4 protein-coding genes are annotated in these 18,212 nt (G+C 48.3%); 3 read left to right on the top strand and 1 reads right to left on the bottom strand.

What is annotated here, in order from left to right:
- Nucleotides 1-187: 187 nt before the first annotated feature.
- Genes IX91_RS23805 through IX91_RS23795 form a run of 3 tightly spaced genes read left to right on the top strand, consistent with a single transcriptional unit; the run spans nucleotide 188 to nucleotide 5,320 of the window.
- Nucleotides 188-1,816 carry an ABC transporter transmembrane domain-containing protein gene (locus IX91_RS23805; protein WP_004744155.1) on the top strand — a complete coding sequence of 543 codons (1,629 nt, stop codon included), beginning with the start codon at nucleotides 188-190 and terminating at the stop codon, nucleotides 1,814-1,816.
- On the top strand, nucleotides 1,813-4,014 hold the full coding sequence (locus IX91_RS23800) for a peptidase domain-containing ABC transporter (RefSeq protein WP_004744156.1): 2,202 nt from the start codon (nucleotides 1,813-1,815) through the stop codon (nucleotides 4,012-4,014). Before IX91_RS23805 ends, IX91_RS23800 begins: the two co-directional genes overlap by 4 nt.
- A complete protein-coding gene (locus IX91_RS23795) occupies nucleotides 4,007-5,320 on the top strand; it encodes an HlyD family type I secretion periplasmic adaptor subunit (protein WP_004744157.1) in 1,314 nt (437 codons plus the stop codon). Before IX91_RS23800 ends, IX91_RS23795 begins: the two co-directional genes overlap by 8 nt.
- 95 nt (nucleotides 5,321-5,415) lie before the next feature.
- Here the strand turns inward: IX91_RS23795 and IX91_RS23790 are convergent, their stop codons facing one another.
- Nucleotides 5,416-17,916, bottom strand: coding sequence for a VCBS domain-containing protein (locus IX91_RS23790; RefSeq protein WP_004744158.1), 12,501 nt, complete (start codon nucleotides 17,914-17,916; stop codon nucleotides 5,416-5,418).
- Between the last annotated feature and the right edge of the window lie 296 nt (nucleotides 17,917-18,212).

Genomic DNA, 18,212 nt, shown 5'->3' with positions numbered 1-18,212 from the left:
GAGGCGGTTTGGCGCCCTGTGTAGAGTCTTCCAAGCCATGATGGTCACAGAGCGCGATACGATGGTAAGGTGGAATGAGTAATTGAATCTCAATATAGTCTTAAAATTAAATTAAATCAGCCTCTTACCTTGCATAACCTTATAGTGTGTACCAATCTTATTGCATAAGCATCGATAAGGATGGTGTATGCTCTCAAGTTCTATGAAAAACACAGGGGCAGTAGGGAAAGTCCTACTGCCTTCTTTGCTCGTCAATCTTCTTTCTCTTGCCGTGCCATTAACGGTTTTACAGATTTACGATCGGATTTTACCGAATCAAAGTTACGGTACTGCCACACTGCTGTTAGCGGGGGCGACGGTGGCGGTTGCCATGGAAGCGTTCATCCGATTTGCTCGTACATGGATTTTGTCAGCCGCGGCCAGCAATACCGAGAACGTGACTTATCAAACCTTGGTGGAAAGGGTGACTTCCGCGTCATCAAGTCACCTTCGTGATCTCGGTATCGGGGGAGTGGAAGAAGGGTTGGGTGCCGTCTCTAAAGTCAAAGACTGGTATTCTGGTGGGGTCATCGCCGGCTTTATCGATTTGCCGTTTGCAATGATCTTTCTGGGGTTGGTGGCCTACATTGGCGGTGAACTCGTGGTGATACCGCTGACGGTTTGGTTGATGACACTCGCTATTGTGTGGCTTTCTTCTCTCCGTGTTAAAAGCTTAAGTGAAAAAGCTGCGCAAGATGAGCAGGAGCGAAAAGCCTTCCTGATCCTAATGAGCCAAACTCTACAGGGGATCAAACGTCAGGCTGTTGAGTCTCGAATTTTTAATCAGTTTAAGTCCTTAAACAACGTCCGCTCTTTATCTAAGGCAAAAGAAGAACAACAAAATGCCTTTATTCAAGAATGTCTCCAGCTCGCGGCCTTGGCGACGTCGGTTTTACTCGTGATCACTGGCAGCCTGTGGGTGCTGGATGGTCAGCTCACCACGGGTGGACTGGCGGCATGTTCGATTTTATCAGGCAGAGCGGTGGCGCCTTTGAGCGCTTTGATTGGGATCCGAATCAAGCTTAATTCAATACACAGTGCGAATCAGGCAATAGAAAAGTTGAGTGACTTAACGGTTTCCCACCAAGTGTCCCCCGCAGTGACCGAACCTGATCTGCAGGTTGATTTTGACGTGCTCGAAATTCAACACGCGACCATTGAGCGATATGGTGAACTCGCCCTGGTGGATGTGAGGCTGAAAAAAGGGGAATTGGTCTTGTTAGACTGTGAAGATCGCCACACTAACAGTCATGTATTGTCGTCGATAGCGGGTGTGGATGAACTGAAGGCCGGTGAGTGCTTGGTTAATGGCAACGAAGTGTCACTCGCCACAGTGGCCAACATGATCGCTTACTGTGGTGTTAAAGGACAATTGGTGTCGGGGACGATTCTCGACAACTTGTGTGGTTTTGATCCCAGCAAAACCCAACGCGCTAATGACTACGCTCGTCGCCTAGGGTTAAGCAAAGAAATTACGCGTTTACCCGATGGATTGGAAACACACGTTGGTCAGACGAGTGCTGCTTTGTTGAGTATGGGCAATGTGAAAATGCTCAATATTGCCGCTCAATTCGCCAGTGACAAGCCGGTTGTTCTGTTAGACAGGCCGGACGCTTCGCTTGATCTCAACGCTTTAAGTCATCTGGTTGAAGTGCTGGGGGATGAGATGTTGGCGGGACGCGCGATACTGATGGTGAGCGCTCATTCTCGGCTTCGTGAATTGGCCAGCCGAACCATTGCCGTGCAAACGGAACGCAATCAGGGGGCTGTCGCATGAATCGTTTAAAAAGTCATCAATCGCTTGACTCGCAAGATCGCCAAGAGGCAATGAATGCGCTCGAAGCCGAAAGCCTCTCTGTGTTGAAGCAACTGGAAGTGAACGCGAACATCCAGTTGTTTGCGCATCAATGGATCGATGAAAATGGCGTCGAGTCCATCGACGATATGTTCGCCCTGTTCGATAGGCTTGCATTGCCGTATCGTTTAGTGGCTGACTTAGATGCGGTAGGTGACCCTAAACTGGTGATACTGGTTCTTGGGGAGCAGACGTTGGTTTCTGGTCATGTACATGCCAAGCAGTTTATCGCTTATGACACCAAAGAAGAGATAACCGATACGCCTCAATTTTGTATTGTCATCGATGGCCCACCCTTGGAGAAAGCGTCTCCCGATTGGGTCGGCGAAAGGTTACATGCGTTTCGCCCAATCATCCCTAAGTTACTGTTAGTCAGTCTTATCACCAACTTGTTTGCTCTCGCAGTGCCATTCATCACGATGTCGATCTATGACCATGTCATTGGTGGCGATGCAGGGCACGAACTACAAGGTATTGCCATTGGGGCGGCCTTATTGTTTGTGATGATGGGTTGGCTCAGAACACTGCGCAGCCGAGTGTTTGCTTCGGTGTCGAATCGTGTCAGTCGTGAGATCGCGCAATCTCTCGTTCAGCGCCTGCTTAGAAGCAGCTATGCGCAAAACCAGCAAACCGCGTCGTCAAGTCAACAAAATCAAGTCATGTTGTCTGAACGTATTTCTGGGGTGCTATCTGGGCCATTAGGAAATGCGCTGTTTGATTTACCGTTCGTTGTGATCTTTGTTGTTGCTATAGGCGTGCTGGGCGGTTGGCTAGTACTGGTGCCTATCGTGGCTTTGAGCCTTTACTACGTGTTAGCAAAACGTTCGATACGCTCGAGCAGCAAGCGCTCAATGCAATCGACGGTGGCGGGCACCAATCGTCAAAATATGACCAATGAGTTGTCATCCAAGCTGGCTTTTATTCGTAGCGCTGGGTTTTCAGCACATTGGATCCAACGCTTCAACAAGGCCAGTCTTCTCGCCTCTACCGTGGCGTTTCATCAATCGGTTGTTCAGAGTCGCTATACCTCGATGTACTATTTTATTAGTGTGGGCTCAACACTCGCGGTGATGGGGCTTGGGATCGGGCTGATATTTGAAAACGTCATGACCCCGGGGGGGTTGATTGCTTCCATGATGTTGATATCGAAAGTGACCGGACCCGCTCAGATCTTGGCGAACAGTGCAATGCGCTTTAATAGCTTCAATCAGTCTAAATTGCAGGTCAATCGCATTCTGTCTCAACCGTCTGAGCGAGAATTCAGCTACCAACATCATCCATTGCCTGCGCTCGCCCCGAGCTTGCAGTTAGAGCAAGTGACACTGCGGTATCCCAAGCAAAGTCGCCCGGCGTTAAATGGGGTCAGTCTTGACATCGAAGCCGGTGAAATTGTGGCCATCACGGGTCCCTCTGGGAGTGGTAAATCCACCTTGATCGAAGTGTTGTCAGGTTTGCAACCGATTCAAAATGGCATGGTTGAGCTGGAAGGCGTTAACCTCGCCCAATACGACCCACAGCTCTATCGTCACTGGTGCTTTATCCGCGCAGCGTACCCTGATTTGCTCACGCTGAGTATTCGAGAGTGGTTAACCGATGGGCATCAAGTCGAAGAACAGAAAATGATTGCTGCCATTGAAATGGTGGGTGGGGAGCGCTGGCTCGAGACCTTACCAGATGGGCTGGATACGTCGATCAGTCGTATTCAACCGGACAGCCTTTTTGACTTGCTGTCAGGCACTGTCGCGCAGATCCTGATTGACGCGAAAGCGTTGGTCTATGACTACCCAATGTTCCTCATGGATAACCCAGTGCCCGATGCTCATCCCAATGCCAAACGGATATTTAGTGAGTTCGTGCAATCGAAAAAAGGAAACGCCACCGTGATCTTCACTTCCCACGATCCTGAGCTCATTAAGCTGGCCGATAAGGTCGTGGTTTTGAATGAAGGGAGTGTCGTTTATGCCGGTCCACTAGACACACAGCCGCCTGTCGACCCTAAAGAGCGTCACGAACCGCCACTGGCTCAAGAGAAAAGGCCGTCAACACAAGAACCGTCAGTTCAACCGCATGCCGCCCAGCAGGCCCAACCCCCGTCAAAGCAAGGAGTCGCGAATGGCTAAACACCCTATCGATACAGGCGAGCGCTACGGTGAGCTTGTTGAATCACAAAATACGGCCCGTACATTGGCGCTGGCGACGTGGTCGGTGGCTTTGTGTGTGGTGGCTTTTGCCACTTGGTCTGTGCTCACTCAAGTGGACGAAATTGCTAAAGCAAAGGGCGCCGTGATCCCTGAAGGCGAAAAACAAGTCTTACAAAGTGCCATTGGAGGCAAGTTAAAGCAAATTCTCGTTAAAGAAGGTCAATTGGTCGAGAAAGGTCAACCGCTGGTTGAGTTTGACGCGACTTTTCAGCGTACCGCGCTAGAAGAATTGAAATCTCAACAAGTGACGCTGCTCGCTAGCATCGAGCGTATGAATGCGTTACTTGATGACCGAGAACCGAATTTTGGGGAGTTTGAGGTCGATTATCCCCAGATCGTGAGCCAGCAAAAGGCGCAGCTAAGTGCCCAGAAAGGGCTGTACTTTCAAAAACGCATCGTGCTTGAAAAGGACAGCGAGCAGCTCGCTGAGCAGCTTCGCAGCGTCGATAAGTCTTTGCCTAGCTATGAGAAAGAGCTGAATGCCACTAAGCAAGAATTGACTATCCTAGAGAAAGGCTATAAAGCAGGCAACATCTCACGTTTACGTGTGCTTGAAATGCGCCAAAAGCTGGCCAGTATTGAACAGAAAATAGAAGAAGCCCGTGGCAAGAAATCGGTTCTCATTAAGCAAGCAGACAGCAATGAGCAAAAAATAGAGCAACTGCTTGCTGAAGCCAAAGCGACAGTGAGCGATGACCGTTCTAAAGCGGTTTCTGACTTATCCGCGCTCAACGCAAGAGTGCGTTCAAGCCAAGCGAAATTGACCAACACGACGTTAGTCTCTCCCTTACAAGGCTTGGTGCAAAGTCTGCCGAGCACCCAAAATGGGGGCGTGATCCAGCCGGGTGGGACCGTGGTTGAGATTGTCCCTGTCGGCGGTAAAGCGGATTTTAAAGCGCGACTTTCGCCGAGAGACATTGGTTTTGTGAATGTGGGACAGCCAACTCGAATCAAGATTGACGCGTTTGATTACAGTCGCTTCGGGGCCTTGAAAGGGGAAGTAGAAAGTATTTCACCGACCACAAGTCAAAGTGAACGAGGCGAGATCTACTATGAAGTGGTCGTGTCAGTAGAAACGCCATACTTTAGGAATAATCCGGAGAGCTTCTCTATCTTGCCTGGTATGACGGGCGAGGTCGACATCACAACGGGCGAAAAGTCGGTGTTTCAATACCTATGGAAACCGATCTATACCAATATCAGCGTCGCGTTTGGTGAAAGGTAACTCAAAGAATGACAGACGTTGCTTTGTTCAAATGAGTACGGGTATCAAGCGCTAGAAAGGGAGCACATTGCGTGCTCCCTTTTTTCTATCAATGGCTAGTTATTTGAGTCGAGATCTGGCAATCCGTCTATGTCGTTGTGGAGGTGTTTATCGTCATGCGCCTGCTGTTGAACGTGGTGAGTATGCGCATCCGACATATCGATATCCGTTTCTTCGATACTCGTTACTGAGTTAACGGTATCATCGACGTGTGCCAGCACAATGTCGAGGTCAGCTGGAGCCTGTTGATTGGAATCCGTGTTGGTATGGGCAGGCGTAATGCCCAGTGCGTCTAGGTAGGCAGCAGCACCGGTAGGATGCTCACCGCCCACTGGTGTATGAGCATCTAAAGAGACGTCCTTACCTAACGAGTCGTCTAATGTGACCGTCAAATCTTGTACGTTGCCCAACGGTGAGAAATCTGGCTCATCGTGCAGCACAGGCGGCGGTGGTGGTGGTGGCGGGTTGACATGGCTCTGAATATGCCCCTGCAAATCCTCTGTTGTTACGGCAGTGACACCTGTTACTGAGTTATGGGTTGTTACCTCTGTTTCGAAATAGTGATGCCCGCTGCTGATGGGGTGTGCGGATATGACAACCAAATGCCCATTAGCTGGCACAGTGTAACTACCATCCCCATTAACGTTGATGTTATGCCCATTGCTTTTCAGGGTTAGCCCTTGTTGTAGGTGGGTGAGTCGAATACTTGAAACCGATTCATCACTGGAAGACAAATGGGCTTGGATATTTACGGGCACTTCATAGTGATCGTGGGTGGCGAGAGGGAAGTTCGGTGGCAAGTGACCTTTCAGTACTGTACCATCTCCAAGAATGATGTTTTCGATATCTTCCAATTCCATCTCTTCATGTCCATCACTTATCTTCTCTCCATGATCATGTAAGCGTGGCGCGTTGTTGCGGGTGTAGGCACCTAAAATGAGGGTGTCGCTGCCATGCCCCCCCTCGATTTCTTTGTCTGTCAGTCTTCCACCGATATAAAGAATATCATTACCGCCTTCCAGCTCCGCCTCTTCGTTGAGTCGACCTTGGACGATGATGATATCGCTATGTCCATGACCCTTTATTTCATGATGACCGCTAGCCATAGTTGCATGTTGTCCAATAGAGTGCGCATAAGCTTGTACGGTGCTTGCGGTAATACCAGCCGTCACATGGTGAGCATTTCTGGTATCGACAGTGACACTAATGGTTGGTGGTGTATAAGGCACAGGGTCAGTATGACCATTTATCGTCATGGTGATTTGTTGGCTTGTCTGCCCACCATGACCATCATCAACCAGCAAGGTGAAGGTGTCTTGAAGTGTCTCTCCATCATTAAGAGCATCGACTTTCGGGTTGCTATTGTTGAGGTGATAGGTCCAAGTGTTGGTGTGGGGATCCAATTGAACCTGGCCAAATTGAGCATTATGGCTTGGGTCTACAGTCACACTAACAGCATCACCATCAACGTCATTGATATCAAGCTGTCCGCTAGCGTTCGGGTTAGTGTTTTCACTTACTGAGTGGCTACTACCTGGGGAATGCTCTGATACTGTGGGAGCATCGTTAGTGCCGGTAATTGTGATAGTAATATCGTGAGTTGTACCATCTTTGGCTTGTACAGTGATCGTCTCGGTTTCAGTTTGTCCTTGTTTTAACTGCTGAACAAGCGCGTGGTGGTTGTAGAGATTGTAAGTCCAGTGCCCATTGCTGTCGATGTGGGCATGACCGTATCCTTTACTTCCCACAATCCCAGCTCCGCCGGTGACTTCAATAAACCCTTGAGTGCCATCAGGATCGGTCACATTTAATGTGCCTGTGATTTGGGTATGCGTATCTTCTAGAGCTTGACCAGTGGAATCACCGGTAAATGTGGCAGGATCATTTACAGGGGCGACATTAATGAATATGGAGCCTTCTTTTGAGTCTACATGCCCATCGTTGGCGGTAAACTGAACGGCTCCTAATCCATTTAGACCTGCGCTAGAGTAGTTTGGTGTTGGAGTGAAGACCAATGAAGAAATGTCCGCAGCGGGAATGTCATCGCCAACACTCACGCTGTGCCCATGTAAACTCAGGGTTCCGTGTGCCACATTAGTGATGGTGATATGACTCATTGCATCACCATCGACATCGTCGTATTTGAAATCGGCTTTAGTGAAGCGCAAAGGCGTATCTTCGGGAGAGCTCTTGAAGTTGGAACCCACTGTTGGATCGTCATTCACTGCATTGACGTTTAGAATCATTGTCGCGCTTGCGGAATCTTGGTGGCCGTCATTTGCTGTAAATTCAATATTGGCGTAGTTCATGCCACTCTGATCGTGAACCGGCGTGAAAGTAAGATGTCCAGCGTCCAAATCTGCTTTCGATATTTGCTGATTAGTGGTCACCACTGCGCCATTCAACATTAATAGGCCATGAGCGGGTAACTGGGTGATAGTGATATGAACTAAAGCATCCTGGTCTGCGTCACTGTAGCCAAATTCTGCGGTAGTAAAGGTATGAACCTGATCCTCATCACTGCTTATGGATTGAGGAATCACAGTAGGGGCATGTTGCGCTGGTGGTGTCACGTCAATAGTGAGTCGGTTTTGAGCAGAGTCGCCTCTAGGGTTGCCGCCATCATCTCCAACACGGTAGACCATGCTTGGTACCGTCCCTGTAAACCCTGCCTCTGGTGTAAAGGTATAGTGACCATTTGCTTCAATGGCCAATGTCCCAATACCCACCATCGTGTGTGGATGCCCAGGCGTTACCGTTACATAGCCTGAAACAGGGTCTTTGACTTGGATATCTTGCAACACTAAGTGTGCATTGGAGTCGGTGTCTGTCGCTGCTCCACTCGCGCCTTCATGAGTGCCGATACCAGATAAGAGATTGCCTTCAATTGGGCCACTATGTTGGACGCCTGAATCGCTCAGGCTATGTAATACAGGTTTATCGGTCGTACCGTTAATCGTCACTGTAATAGAGTGTTTGGTGCCATCCTTAGAGGTTACTTCAACGCTGTCTGTGAGTGTCTGACCGTTATCGAGATCTTGGACCTGTTGATTGTCATTGTCTGCAACATAAGCCCATGTGCCATGGCTTGAAACAGTAAAATGTCCATAGCTTCCATTATGATTTAGATATTGTTGACCATTGAGGTCCAATGCCGCTTCCCCTTGACCATCGACATCAGATACAACTAGGTGGCCAGTACATTCAAGGGCATTTGTTATAGGTGATGCTCCTGTAACATGCACATTGTGGTGAAGGCTTGTGTCTTCAGTAATACTACCTGCATCACCTGTAAATGTAGCGGCGTCATTCACTGCATTGACGTTCAATGTCATTGTCGCACTTGCTGAATCTTGTTGGCCATCATTGGCAGTAAACGTAAAGTGCGCATAGTTGGCACCGTTTTCGTTGTGGATTGGAGTGAAGGTCAAATGACCGGCGTCTAAGTCAGCTTTACTGATTTGCTGGTTGGTGGTTACCGCTTTGCCATTGAGAAGCAATAAACCATTTGCAGGCAATTGGCCAACGGTGATGAAGTGAAGGGCATCGCCATCTTGATCGGTATAGCCAAATTCGGCGGTAGAAAAAGTATGAGTTGTATCCTCATCCGTTGAAACGGAATGGGCAGTGACGACGGGAGCATGGTTATCGTCGGTGCCTTGGATGGATATCGCAAGATGCGCTGTCGCTTGGTTGCCATGGTTGTCGCGCGCAGTGTAGGCGATACTATCGACGAGAGGTGATGAGGTAGAATCGAGCTGCTGAATTACGCTCAGTTGGTTGTTTAAGGTGTAAGTGTAACGACCGTCTGAACTTAAATGGAATGTCCCGTAAGTACCCTGAATGTCACCTGTTGTGGTAACAGTAGTCGCATCAGCATCGTTGCTTAGTAGGTTGCCTGAGACTGGTGTCGTTGAGTCTTCAACGGCTGTGTTGCTATCATCGCTAACGCTAGCGGCTGTGTCTAATACATAATTCGAACTTGCTGATGATTGAGCAGTGACGGTATTGCCTGCAGCATCTGTGCCTGCGACTCGAATTGTTAAATGACCATCCGGTAACGAAGATAAGTCTATGCCAACAAACTCTTGATATTGATGGTCAGGGTGACTAACACTTGTCCCCGTCCCTTGTCTCTGCACCGTTTTCAGGTCGACAAGCAGAGGCGCGCCACCGCCGTCACTGGTAATTTCGAGAAGCGTGACTTCTGAATCCTTAGGTAAGTACACTTGCACCATCATGCCCTGACCATGTTGGTCTACCTGAGCGGAATTGACACGTATGTCGGTTTGAGTGTCTAAGGTGTAGGTGAGCGATGTAGAAGGAGATACGTTACCCGCCACATCAGTCTGTCTCACTTGAACGTTATTAACACCCTCATTTGGAGTGAACTGAGTACGCCAATGCACACCATTGTCGGTGGAGTATTCTACTGTTGCGCCTTGCTCGATGCCGCCAATGCTCAGATCTCCAACGTTAGTCATATTATCTGAAGAGGAACGCCCTGAATCTGAGGTAAGGGAAACGCTTGGTGCTGTGGCGGTATTATCTAGAGTGAAGGTTAACGAACTGCTCGCGGATACATTTCCTGCAACGTCGGTTTGTCTCACGCTAACCGTATTTGAGCCTTGTTGCGGGGTGAAACTCGATGTCCATGTGTGTCCGTTGTCGGTCGAGTATTCAACGGTTGCGCCTGTCTCTTGTCCAGTGATAGTCAATGAACCATCGCTAGTAATCAAATCAGATAAATTGTTTCCTGTATCGTGGGTTAATGAGACTTGTAGCGGCGCGATTGCAGTATCAACATGCAATGAAAGAATGGAAGATGTTGCTGGTAAAACTGAAGAAGGCGCTAAGGCTTTGGCAGAAAGATTATGATCGCCATTCGATAAGCTGCTCACCGCCACACTATATTGTCCCGAGCCATCAGACATCGCATGCCCAATAGGTGTAGAGGCATCATAGATGGTGACTTGTGAGTAAGGAATATCCGTGTGCCCGGTGATTGTTGGAGTACTGTCTTTCGTGAGGTTATCGGTATCGGAAGTACCAGTATCACTAGACGCCGCTAAGTCGACGGTGACTGCATTATTTGGCGGAGTGTTTGTCCCTGCTGGTAAACTTGGTTGCGTGGTCGTTACCAGTGGGTTGGAAGGCACAGAGGTGGAAATCGTCGGTGATTGCCCTGGCACAACTGAAACATGACCGTTGGCATCAAAGGTGATGAACTTTGACGACTCACCACCGTGATTGTCAGCCACTTTGACTTCAAACACATCGGTGCCGTGATATGTGTGTGTCGCCGCGTTGTAACTCATCCCAGCAACCGAACCGTTGGCTATATACACATACGCGCCTGAATCTGGGTCGACCGATAGCGAACCGAATTGACCTGTTGAATTGACGACAGAGAAGGTATGAGTGTCGTTCGCGTCAACATCAGTTTCGGTCAGCGTGCCCGTTGTTGGAGTGGTTTGGGCTACCGATAAAACGGGGTCATCATTGGTGCCATTAATAGTGAGAGTAATCACATGTGGCGTACCATCTTTAGATTGGATAGTGACGGTATCCGTGAGCGTTTCACCTGCGCCTAAATTTTGAACTTCAGATTTACGATTATCGATGTAATAGTGCCATCTTCCTTGTTGATCGATTTCTAACTCACCACCAAGTGCGGATCGGTAAGATGCCCAGTTAGGGTGTGAGGGAGCGCTGATCAGCGTGTGGTAATCAAAGCCTGATTCTCCCGCATCTGGGTCGATGGCCGTAAGGTGTCCCTGAGCTTCTAATTTATTAGAGTAGTTGCCTTGTACTGAAGGGTGGACATTTCTATCTTCGGTGACGCTACCTGTGTCTACACCTGATATGGTTGCAGCATCTCCAACTGCGTCGATATGTAATGTGTTAGTTGCTTCTGCAGAGCTAGCATGTCCGTCATTAACCGTGAATCTAAATTGAACATCACCATTAAAGTCAGTGGCTGGGACAAACTGGAGTTTGGCGATATCGGCAGTCGCGATACTTTGACCAGCAGTGATATCGTTTCCATCGAGTACAAACTTACCTTGAGTCGCTGGCGGCAGGTCAGTGATCGCGATTGAGTGCAGCGTATCGCCAGTGTCGACATCAGTGAAACCGAATTGACTCGCCTGCATTTGATAGTGTGTATCTTCCGTGCCATGGGCAAGAGTGGTTGCGGATACGGTTGGTATATCGTTGGTTCCTACGATCTTAATATCAATAACATGATAATCACCGCCAACAGTATGTACGTTGTATTGGACATGCTCCTCTTGCCCAGCAGCTAATTGCTGAATTTGGCTGTTGTTAACGGTATAGGTCCAGGAGCCATCTTTGGAAATGTGAAGACCACCGTGCACGCCACTGTTAAATGGGTCATGGCGTTTGCCCACATCCGTTGAGAATGCTGATTGGTCATGGTCAGGATCGAGGGCACTCAGTTTACCAGATATGATCTCGACAGGCGTTGAAGAGCGATCTTCATACACATCAGGGTTTGAGGTAACGGATATCGTTGCCTTGTCATTACTCCCTTGAACGAGCACTTCAATATGTTTGGTTGCGGTTGAGCCGTCAGTCGATATCGCTGTGATATCAAAGCCTTCTGCCTTGGTCTCACCTTGTTGTAGCGCATTGGCCTTTGAGTGGTCTAGGTCATAATGCCATTGCCCATTGCTATCCACATGAAACGTACCGTAAGCGCCAACAGAGTTACCTGTGGTAAAGGTGACGGAATCTTTACCGTCGGAATCGTGTGCGAGTAAGGTGCCTGAAATAGAGGTAACCTTGTCCTCAACAGCCGTTCCTAATGCGGCGGTTAAAGCGTCAGGCGTATCAATAATCACATGATCATCAGTGCCTAAGATTTTGGCTGTCAGCGGGATTCGTGTGCCATCTGCGGTGATCAAAGTGATCGTATCAGTCAGAGAATCGCCATGACTCAGTGATTGAACTTCAACGTGACTATTATCCGCACTGTAGCTCCATTTGTCGTGGCCATCGGTTGAATGAGTGAAGTTGAAGGTCCCGTGGACGCCTGCAAGATTCATCGCGAAGTTTGCTGGTACCGTATGCTTAACGCCATTGACCTCTATTTGAGTAACTTTTGCTTCCGATGGCGAGTCAATATCCTGAATATCGAGGTTTTTCCAACCTGACCATAACTCATTGGCGCTTGTCCCCGATTTTAGATGCTCTTCAGTGACAAAGTTGGAGGCGAGTGTCGGTTGCAGTGTGGCAGCATCATTGCTCGGTAACAGCGTGGTAGACGCGCCAGTGTGAGTAACGCCACCATGAGCATCTTTGACGTCATAAGTGAAATGCACTTTACCGTTGAAATTATGGTCTGGAGTGAAGGTAAATGTACCATCTTTGTTGTCGACGAGAGTGCCGTGATCCGCATGCAGATTTGCGATAGAGAGGTGCCCGGCATCGTTAGTATCCACATCGACAGTATTTGCAAGCAACTCAGTTGTGGTGATGGTTTGTGCGAGATCTTCTTTTCCGCTGTTGAGCTGAACTTCTGAAGAGCAGTACGGGCGGTCATTGTCGCCATGAATGGTGATATGAATGTCGTGAGTGGTACCATCAGCCGATTTGACGGTGACGGTATCCGTTATTGACTCACCTTGACCGAGATGATCAATTTTTCTACCCGTTGCATCTTGACCTATGGAAGCGTAGTAGCTCCAATCTCCGTTACTCTGGAGAATCACATGTCCGTGTGTACCTTGGTAAGTGCCCGTTTGAGCATGGTTTTCACCAGAGTCTGGATCAACGATGTTCAAGTGGCCATCAGTGTGGATTTCATCATTCCACAGTTTCCCGATGTTTCCGCGCGTATGGTCAGGTGAACGATCATCAACACTGCCAACGGACACACTGCCGTCTGGTGCAGTATAGCCATGTCCTTCATGAACATCTCCAGTGTCGCGGCCAGTGATCAGAGCAGCATCACTTACGGCGGACAAATCCATTGAGGCACTTTGTGGTGCAGACGCTCCATGTTCATCCTGCACTTGGTAACTAAACTGAACTAGCCCGTTGTAGTCCTTGTCAGGTGTAAAACGAAAAGTGCCATCATGGTTGTCAGTAATTTGGCCGTGATCGGCAGACAAATTATGTATACTCAGATGTGCACCATGATCCACATCACTCGCATGAGCCAGCAGGTCGGAAACCTGCAAGATCATGGTCGTATCTTCGTTTCCCGCAGCCAATGTGACGGTCGATGATACTGTCGGAGCATCATTAGTACCCGTGACGGTAATGGTAATGTGGTGAGGTGTGCCATCAGCAGAGTAGACCTCGTAGATAACATCTTTGGTTTCACCTTGCTTTAGGGCTTGTACCGCAGGGTTACCATTTGCCAAAACGTAATCCCAGTTGCCATATCGGCTTATGTGCATGTCCCCCTGGAAGGGGTCACTGATCGCTCTTTCATGCCCAAATGCACTCGTCGCGCGAAAGTGATCTTCACCAGCATCTGGATCGGATATAGAAAGGCTTCCGGTCACTTGAATATGATGCATCGAATCGGGGGAAACGTGCCTATCTTCCGTAATTGAACCAGAATCAGTTCCGGAGATTGTTGCTGCGTCACCCACGGGCGCCAAGTGCATAGTTGCTCCCGTATGCGTCACACCCGAATGAGCGTCTTTCACATCGTAGGTGAAGTGTACTTTTCCGTTGTAGTCTCTATCTGGGGTGAAAGTATAAGTTCCGTCTTTGTTGTCCAGAATAGAACCATGATTTGCGTAGAGGTTAGCCACATTTAATTGACCGATATCGTTGTGATCAACATCGATACTGTTAGCGAGTAGCTCTGCCTGAGTGATGATCTGTGGCAGGTCTTCTTTGCCAGAGTTTAGTTGTACTTCGCCAGAAACATAAGGCGCATCGTTGTCACCGTGAATGGTGATTATTATGTCGTGACTGGTGCCATCTTTGGTTTGAATGGTAATGGTGTCAGTCAGCGTTTCCCCCGCGCCTAACTTGTCTATGGTTGTTCCCACGGTGGTGCTCGCTCCCTGTCTTAGCCAGTCAGTCTGACCTGCGGCAACTTTATAGTCCCAGTGACCGTCCTCGCGAAGTAACAGGTGTCCATACTGACCATGATAAGAGTAAAGTCCGCCCTTAGTATCAAATCCTGCTTCACCAGAATCAGGGTCGATAATGGATAACTGACCGCTTGTCATAAGTCCATCATGACTGATTTTAGACATACCAGGTTGCGCATAGTCAGGTGACATATCCTGACCAGCTTGGTTTTCGTGCACGCTGCCCGTATCGACACCTGATACCTTGGCGGCGTCATTGGTGCCAGTGACGACAATCTCTAGATTTTGTGTCGAGGTTGCACCATGTTCATCCGTAACGGTGACAGGAATGGTTAGAGTATGAGACTTACCTTGAGGAAGGTGGTTATAGCTTGCATTCGATGGATTGAAACTGTAACTACCATCCACATTAAAAGTCAGTCCATCAACGGGGTTAGCTATGGAATACGTGAGTGTTGCGCCTGTATCAATATCGTGGCCAACCATTTGTCCATTTAGCACGCTTCCACCTTCAGTCACTGAGTGCGACTGTGCATTGATCGTTGGGGCATCGTTGGTACCATGAACCGTGAGCTCTATCGTATGCGTTGTGCCATCTGCTGAGCGTATAACGGCTGAATCGTGTTTCACTTCCCCTTGCGCTAAGTTTTGTATATTGCGGTTGTCGAGCGTATAGGTATAGTGACCGTCGCGCATGAGCAGTATGTGTCCACCCAGTTTGGTGTCGTAGCCAATACCTTGATAGGTTTGCGGACCAATATTTGGATCAAACTGAGCTTCTCCCGCATCAGGGTCTTGGATGTTTAATTTGCCGTCGTAATGCAATTGGTAGTGGGTATCTATATAGCCTCGATCTTCAGTTACTCCCCGTAAGCCTGCATTGATTTGTGCGTCGGTAATAATCGCGTTATCTGGAGCGGCAGTAAGATCGAACTTAGCTTGAGTACTGACGCTACCACCGTGGCCGTCAACTACATCATAGGTGAGTCGAATTTCGCCATTGAAATCTTTGTCTGGCGTGAAGGTATAAGTGCCGTCTTTGTTGTCAGTCAGGCTGCCGTGTGTGGCTTGCAGATTCGTCACATGCAATACATCGCTACTATCCACATCGCTAGCATGTGTCAGTAAGTCAGAAGCCTTGATGGTTACAGGTTGGTCCTCTTTTCCCGCAGGGAGCTGAGTCCACGCACTGACGATTGGTTTGTCATTGCTACCTTGCACATCGATAACCACTTTATGAGGGACTGTCGCTCCAGCTGAATCGGTAGCGGTGATCCAGAATGATTCAGACTGATGTTCACCAGCCGCGAGCTTATCCGCGGTACCGCCGGTCGAATTGTCTAGCTGATAGTGCCAATGTCCATTCTGATCAATCGACAGCGTTCCCAAGTGGCCTTGCGGTTGATTGATTGCCCACGTAATGGTGTCGGATTTATCTAAATCAGTTGCGGTTAAACTCCCAGTCGCATCAGGAGTTCCTGCCGTATTCAAGCCCTGTTCGATGACGGCACCACTAGAGGTTCCGGACACAATAGGACGGTCATTGGTACCGTTAATGGTGATTGTGATTTGATGCGGCGTACCATCTGCCGAATGAATGGTAATCGTATCAGTAGCCGTCGAGCCTTTACCCAAGGCTTGCACGGTTGGGTTCGTGTTATCCAGATGGTAAGTCCATTGACCTGAGTCGGTCATATGAAGCGTGCCGAGGGAACCGGCAACATCGGCATTGGAAAAATGTGCTTCACCAGTATCGACGTCAGTAATCGTCAATGTGCCGGATGTTTGCAGTTGAGATTCTTCCGTTACTGCGCCGGAGCTCGTGCCACCAATTACGGCTTTGTCATTGGTACCGTTAATGGTGACGGTAATGTGATACGGCGTACCATCTGCCGAATGAATGGTAATCGTATCGGTGGCAGTCGCGCCTTTGCCTAAGGCTTGCACTTTTGAATTGGTGTTATCTAGATCGTAGCTCCAAGCCCCACTATCTTTGAGGTGGAGCGTACCTAAAGCACCAGCAACATCGGTATTGGAGAAGTGCGCTTCACCAGTATCAACGTCAGCAATCGTCAATGTGCCGGTTGTTTTCTGTTGAGTTTCTTCCGTTACTGCGCCTGAGCTAGTACCCCCAATCACGGCTTTGTCGTTTGTGCCGTTTATGGAAATCGTCACTTGATGCGATGTGCCATCCGCCGAATGAACGGTAATCGTATCAGTAGCCGTCGAGCCTTTACCTAAGGCTTGCACGGTTGGGTTCGTATTATCTAGAACGTAAGTCCATGCCCCGTCTTTGGTGATGGTTAATGTGCCCAGATGGCCCTTAACTTGAGAAGCTTGAAAATGGTCTTCTCCAAGGTCTGGGTCTGTTACCGCAAGCTGGCCTTGTACTTGTGTTGTTAGATCTTCTATGACCGAGCCTACGTCTACTCCGGTAATGACCGCATTGTCATCGTTGCCACCGATCGTCATATCGATTGTTTGCGGTGTGCCGTCTTTAGTGTAAATCGTGAAACTTTCATGCAGTGAAGTGGCCCCGGTTAACGCTTGAACATTCGAAAGAGAATTATTAACTTGATATTGCCAGTGACCGTCAGCATCAATGGTTAACACCCCATAGTTCCCGGGGATGACATCAGGCTTCACTGAACTCTCGCCTTGATCTGGGTCTATGACATCAATTTTGCCATTTGCGTGCAACAAACCTTGTGAATCAATGTTGTGATCTTCGGTGACGACGCCGGTTAAGTCTCCGGAAATACTTGGCGTGTCTTGCTGACCTGTAACCGGTATTTGAACAATGATGCTCGAGCCGTTGGATAGATGTAACACAAAATGATCAGTCCCTTGTTGGTGCTGATTCAACAGAATGTATTGAGGCGATTTGGGGTTTAATACAAATGTGTATTGTCCATTTACATCGACATGCAGTTCTCCGTATGTCCCCTTTATTATTTCTGGAATAAAGGTAACCGGCGAAGTTGGCTTAGCGGGCGTGTTTGAATGAGTTGGCTGACCGTTACTTCCCGCTGAAATGGTTGGTATAGAGACCGAAGGAATATAGTGAACTTGTGGATGAGAAAGCGTCGATAAGTGATGGGAAGGGACTAAATGAGTGCTTGTCTCATGGAGAGCCTGATTTACATCTGAATGAGCGCTTGCGTGGTTTTCATTTGTTGGATTACTTTGATGAGCCGCCTCTAAAGAGGCGGTCTTTGCATGGTGATCAACGATGTTTTTGTTTGTGATACTGCTTGTCGTTGCTAGTTCTTTTTCATCGCTAAGATTGTCTGAACCCTCAGAAGCGTCTACGTGCTTAGCCAGTGATGGCAAGATCATCATCAGAGATTGAAAAAGGGGAATGTTAACCTTGAGATGCGAATGCAGTCTGAGTTTCTTTTGTTTTCTCTCATCACTTTGCTTGTTCTTTATTTGTGTATTTTTATTATTGATTTTGACGTTATTTTTGTTAGCCATCTTTTCATCCGTGAATCTTGGTTGCACTTTCTTAAGTAAAATACACAGATAGGGGTTTCGCTAGCTAATTGAATAATTTTTAAAGAAAAAATTTGAGAACGAGAAGGAGATACCGCTGCGTGTATCAGAGCATATAACTGGATGAAAATGGTTAACCATATGAGTGATCATGCGCAGACTTAGTCAACGCCTCGTATCGATAAAATTGTCATGGAGGTAGAGTGAAGGCCATTGGTGGTTTTTACGATAGCACAACATATATATTCTATGAATTGGACTGCATTTAGTGACGTCGT

It is taken from the genome of Vibrio tubiashii ATCC 19109 (assembly GCF_000772105.1).
GTDB lineage: Bacteria > Pseudomonadota > Gammaproteobacteria > Enterobacterales > Vibrionaceae > Vibrio > Vibrio tubiashii.
Note: the sequence above shows the minus strand (reverse complement) of the source record. Positions and strands in the feature narration are given on the sequence as shown.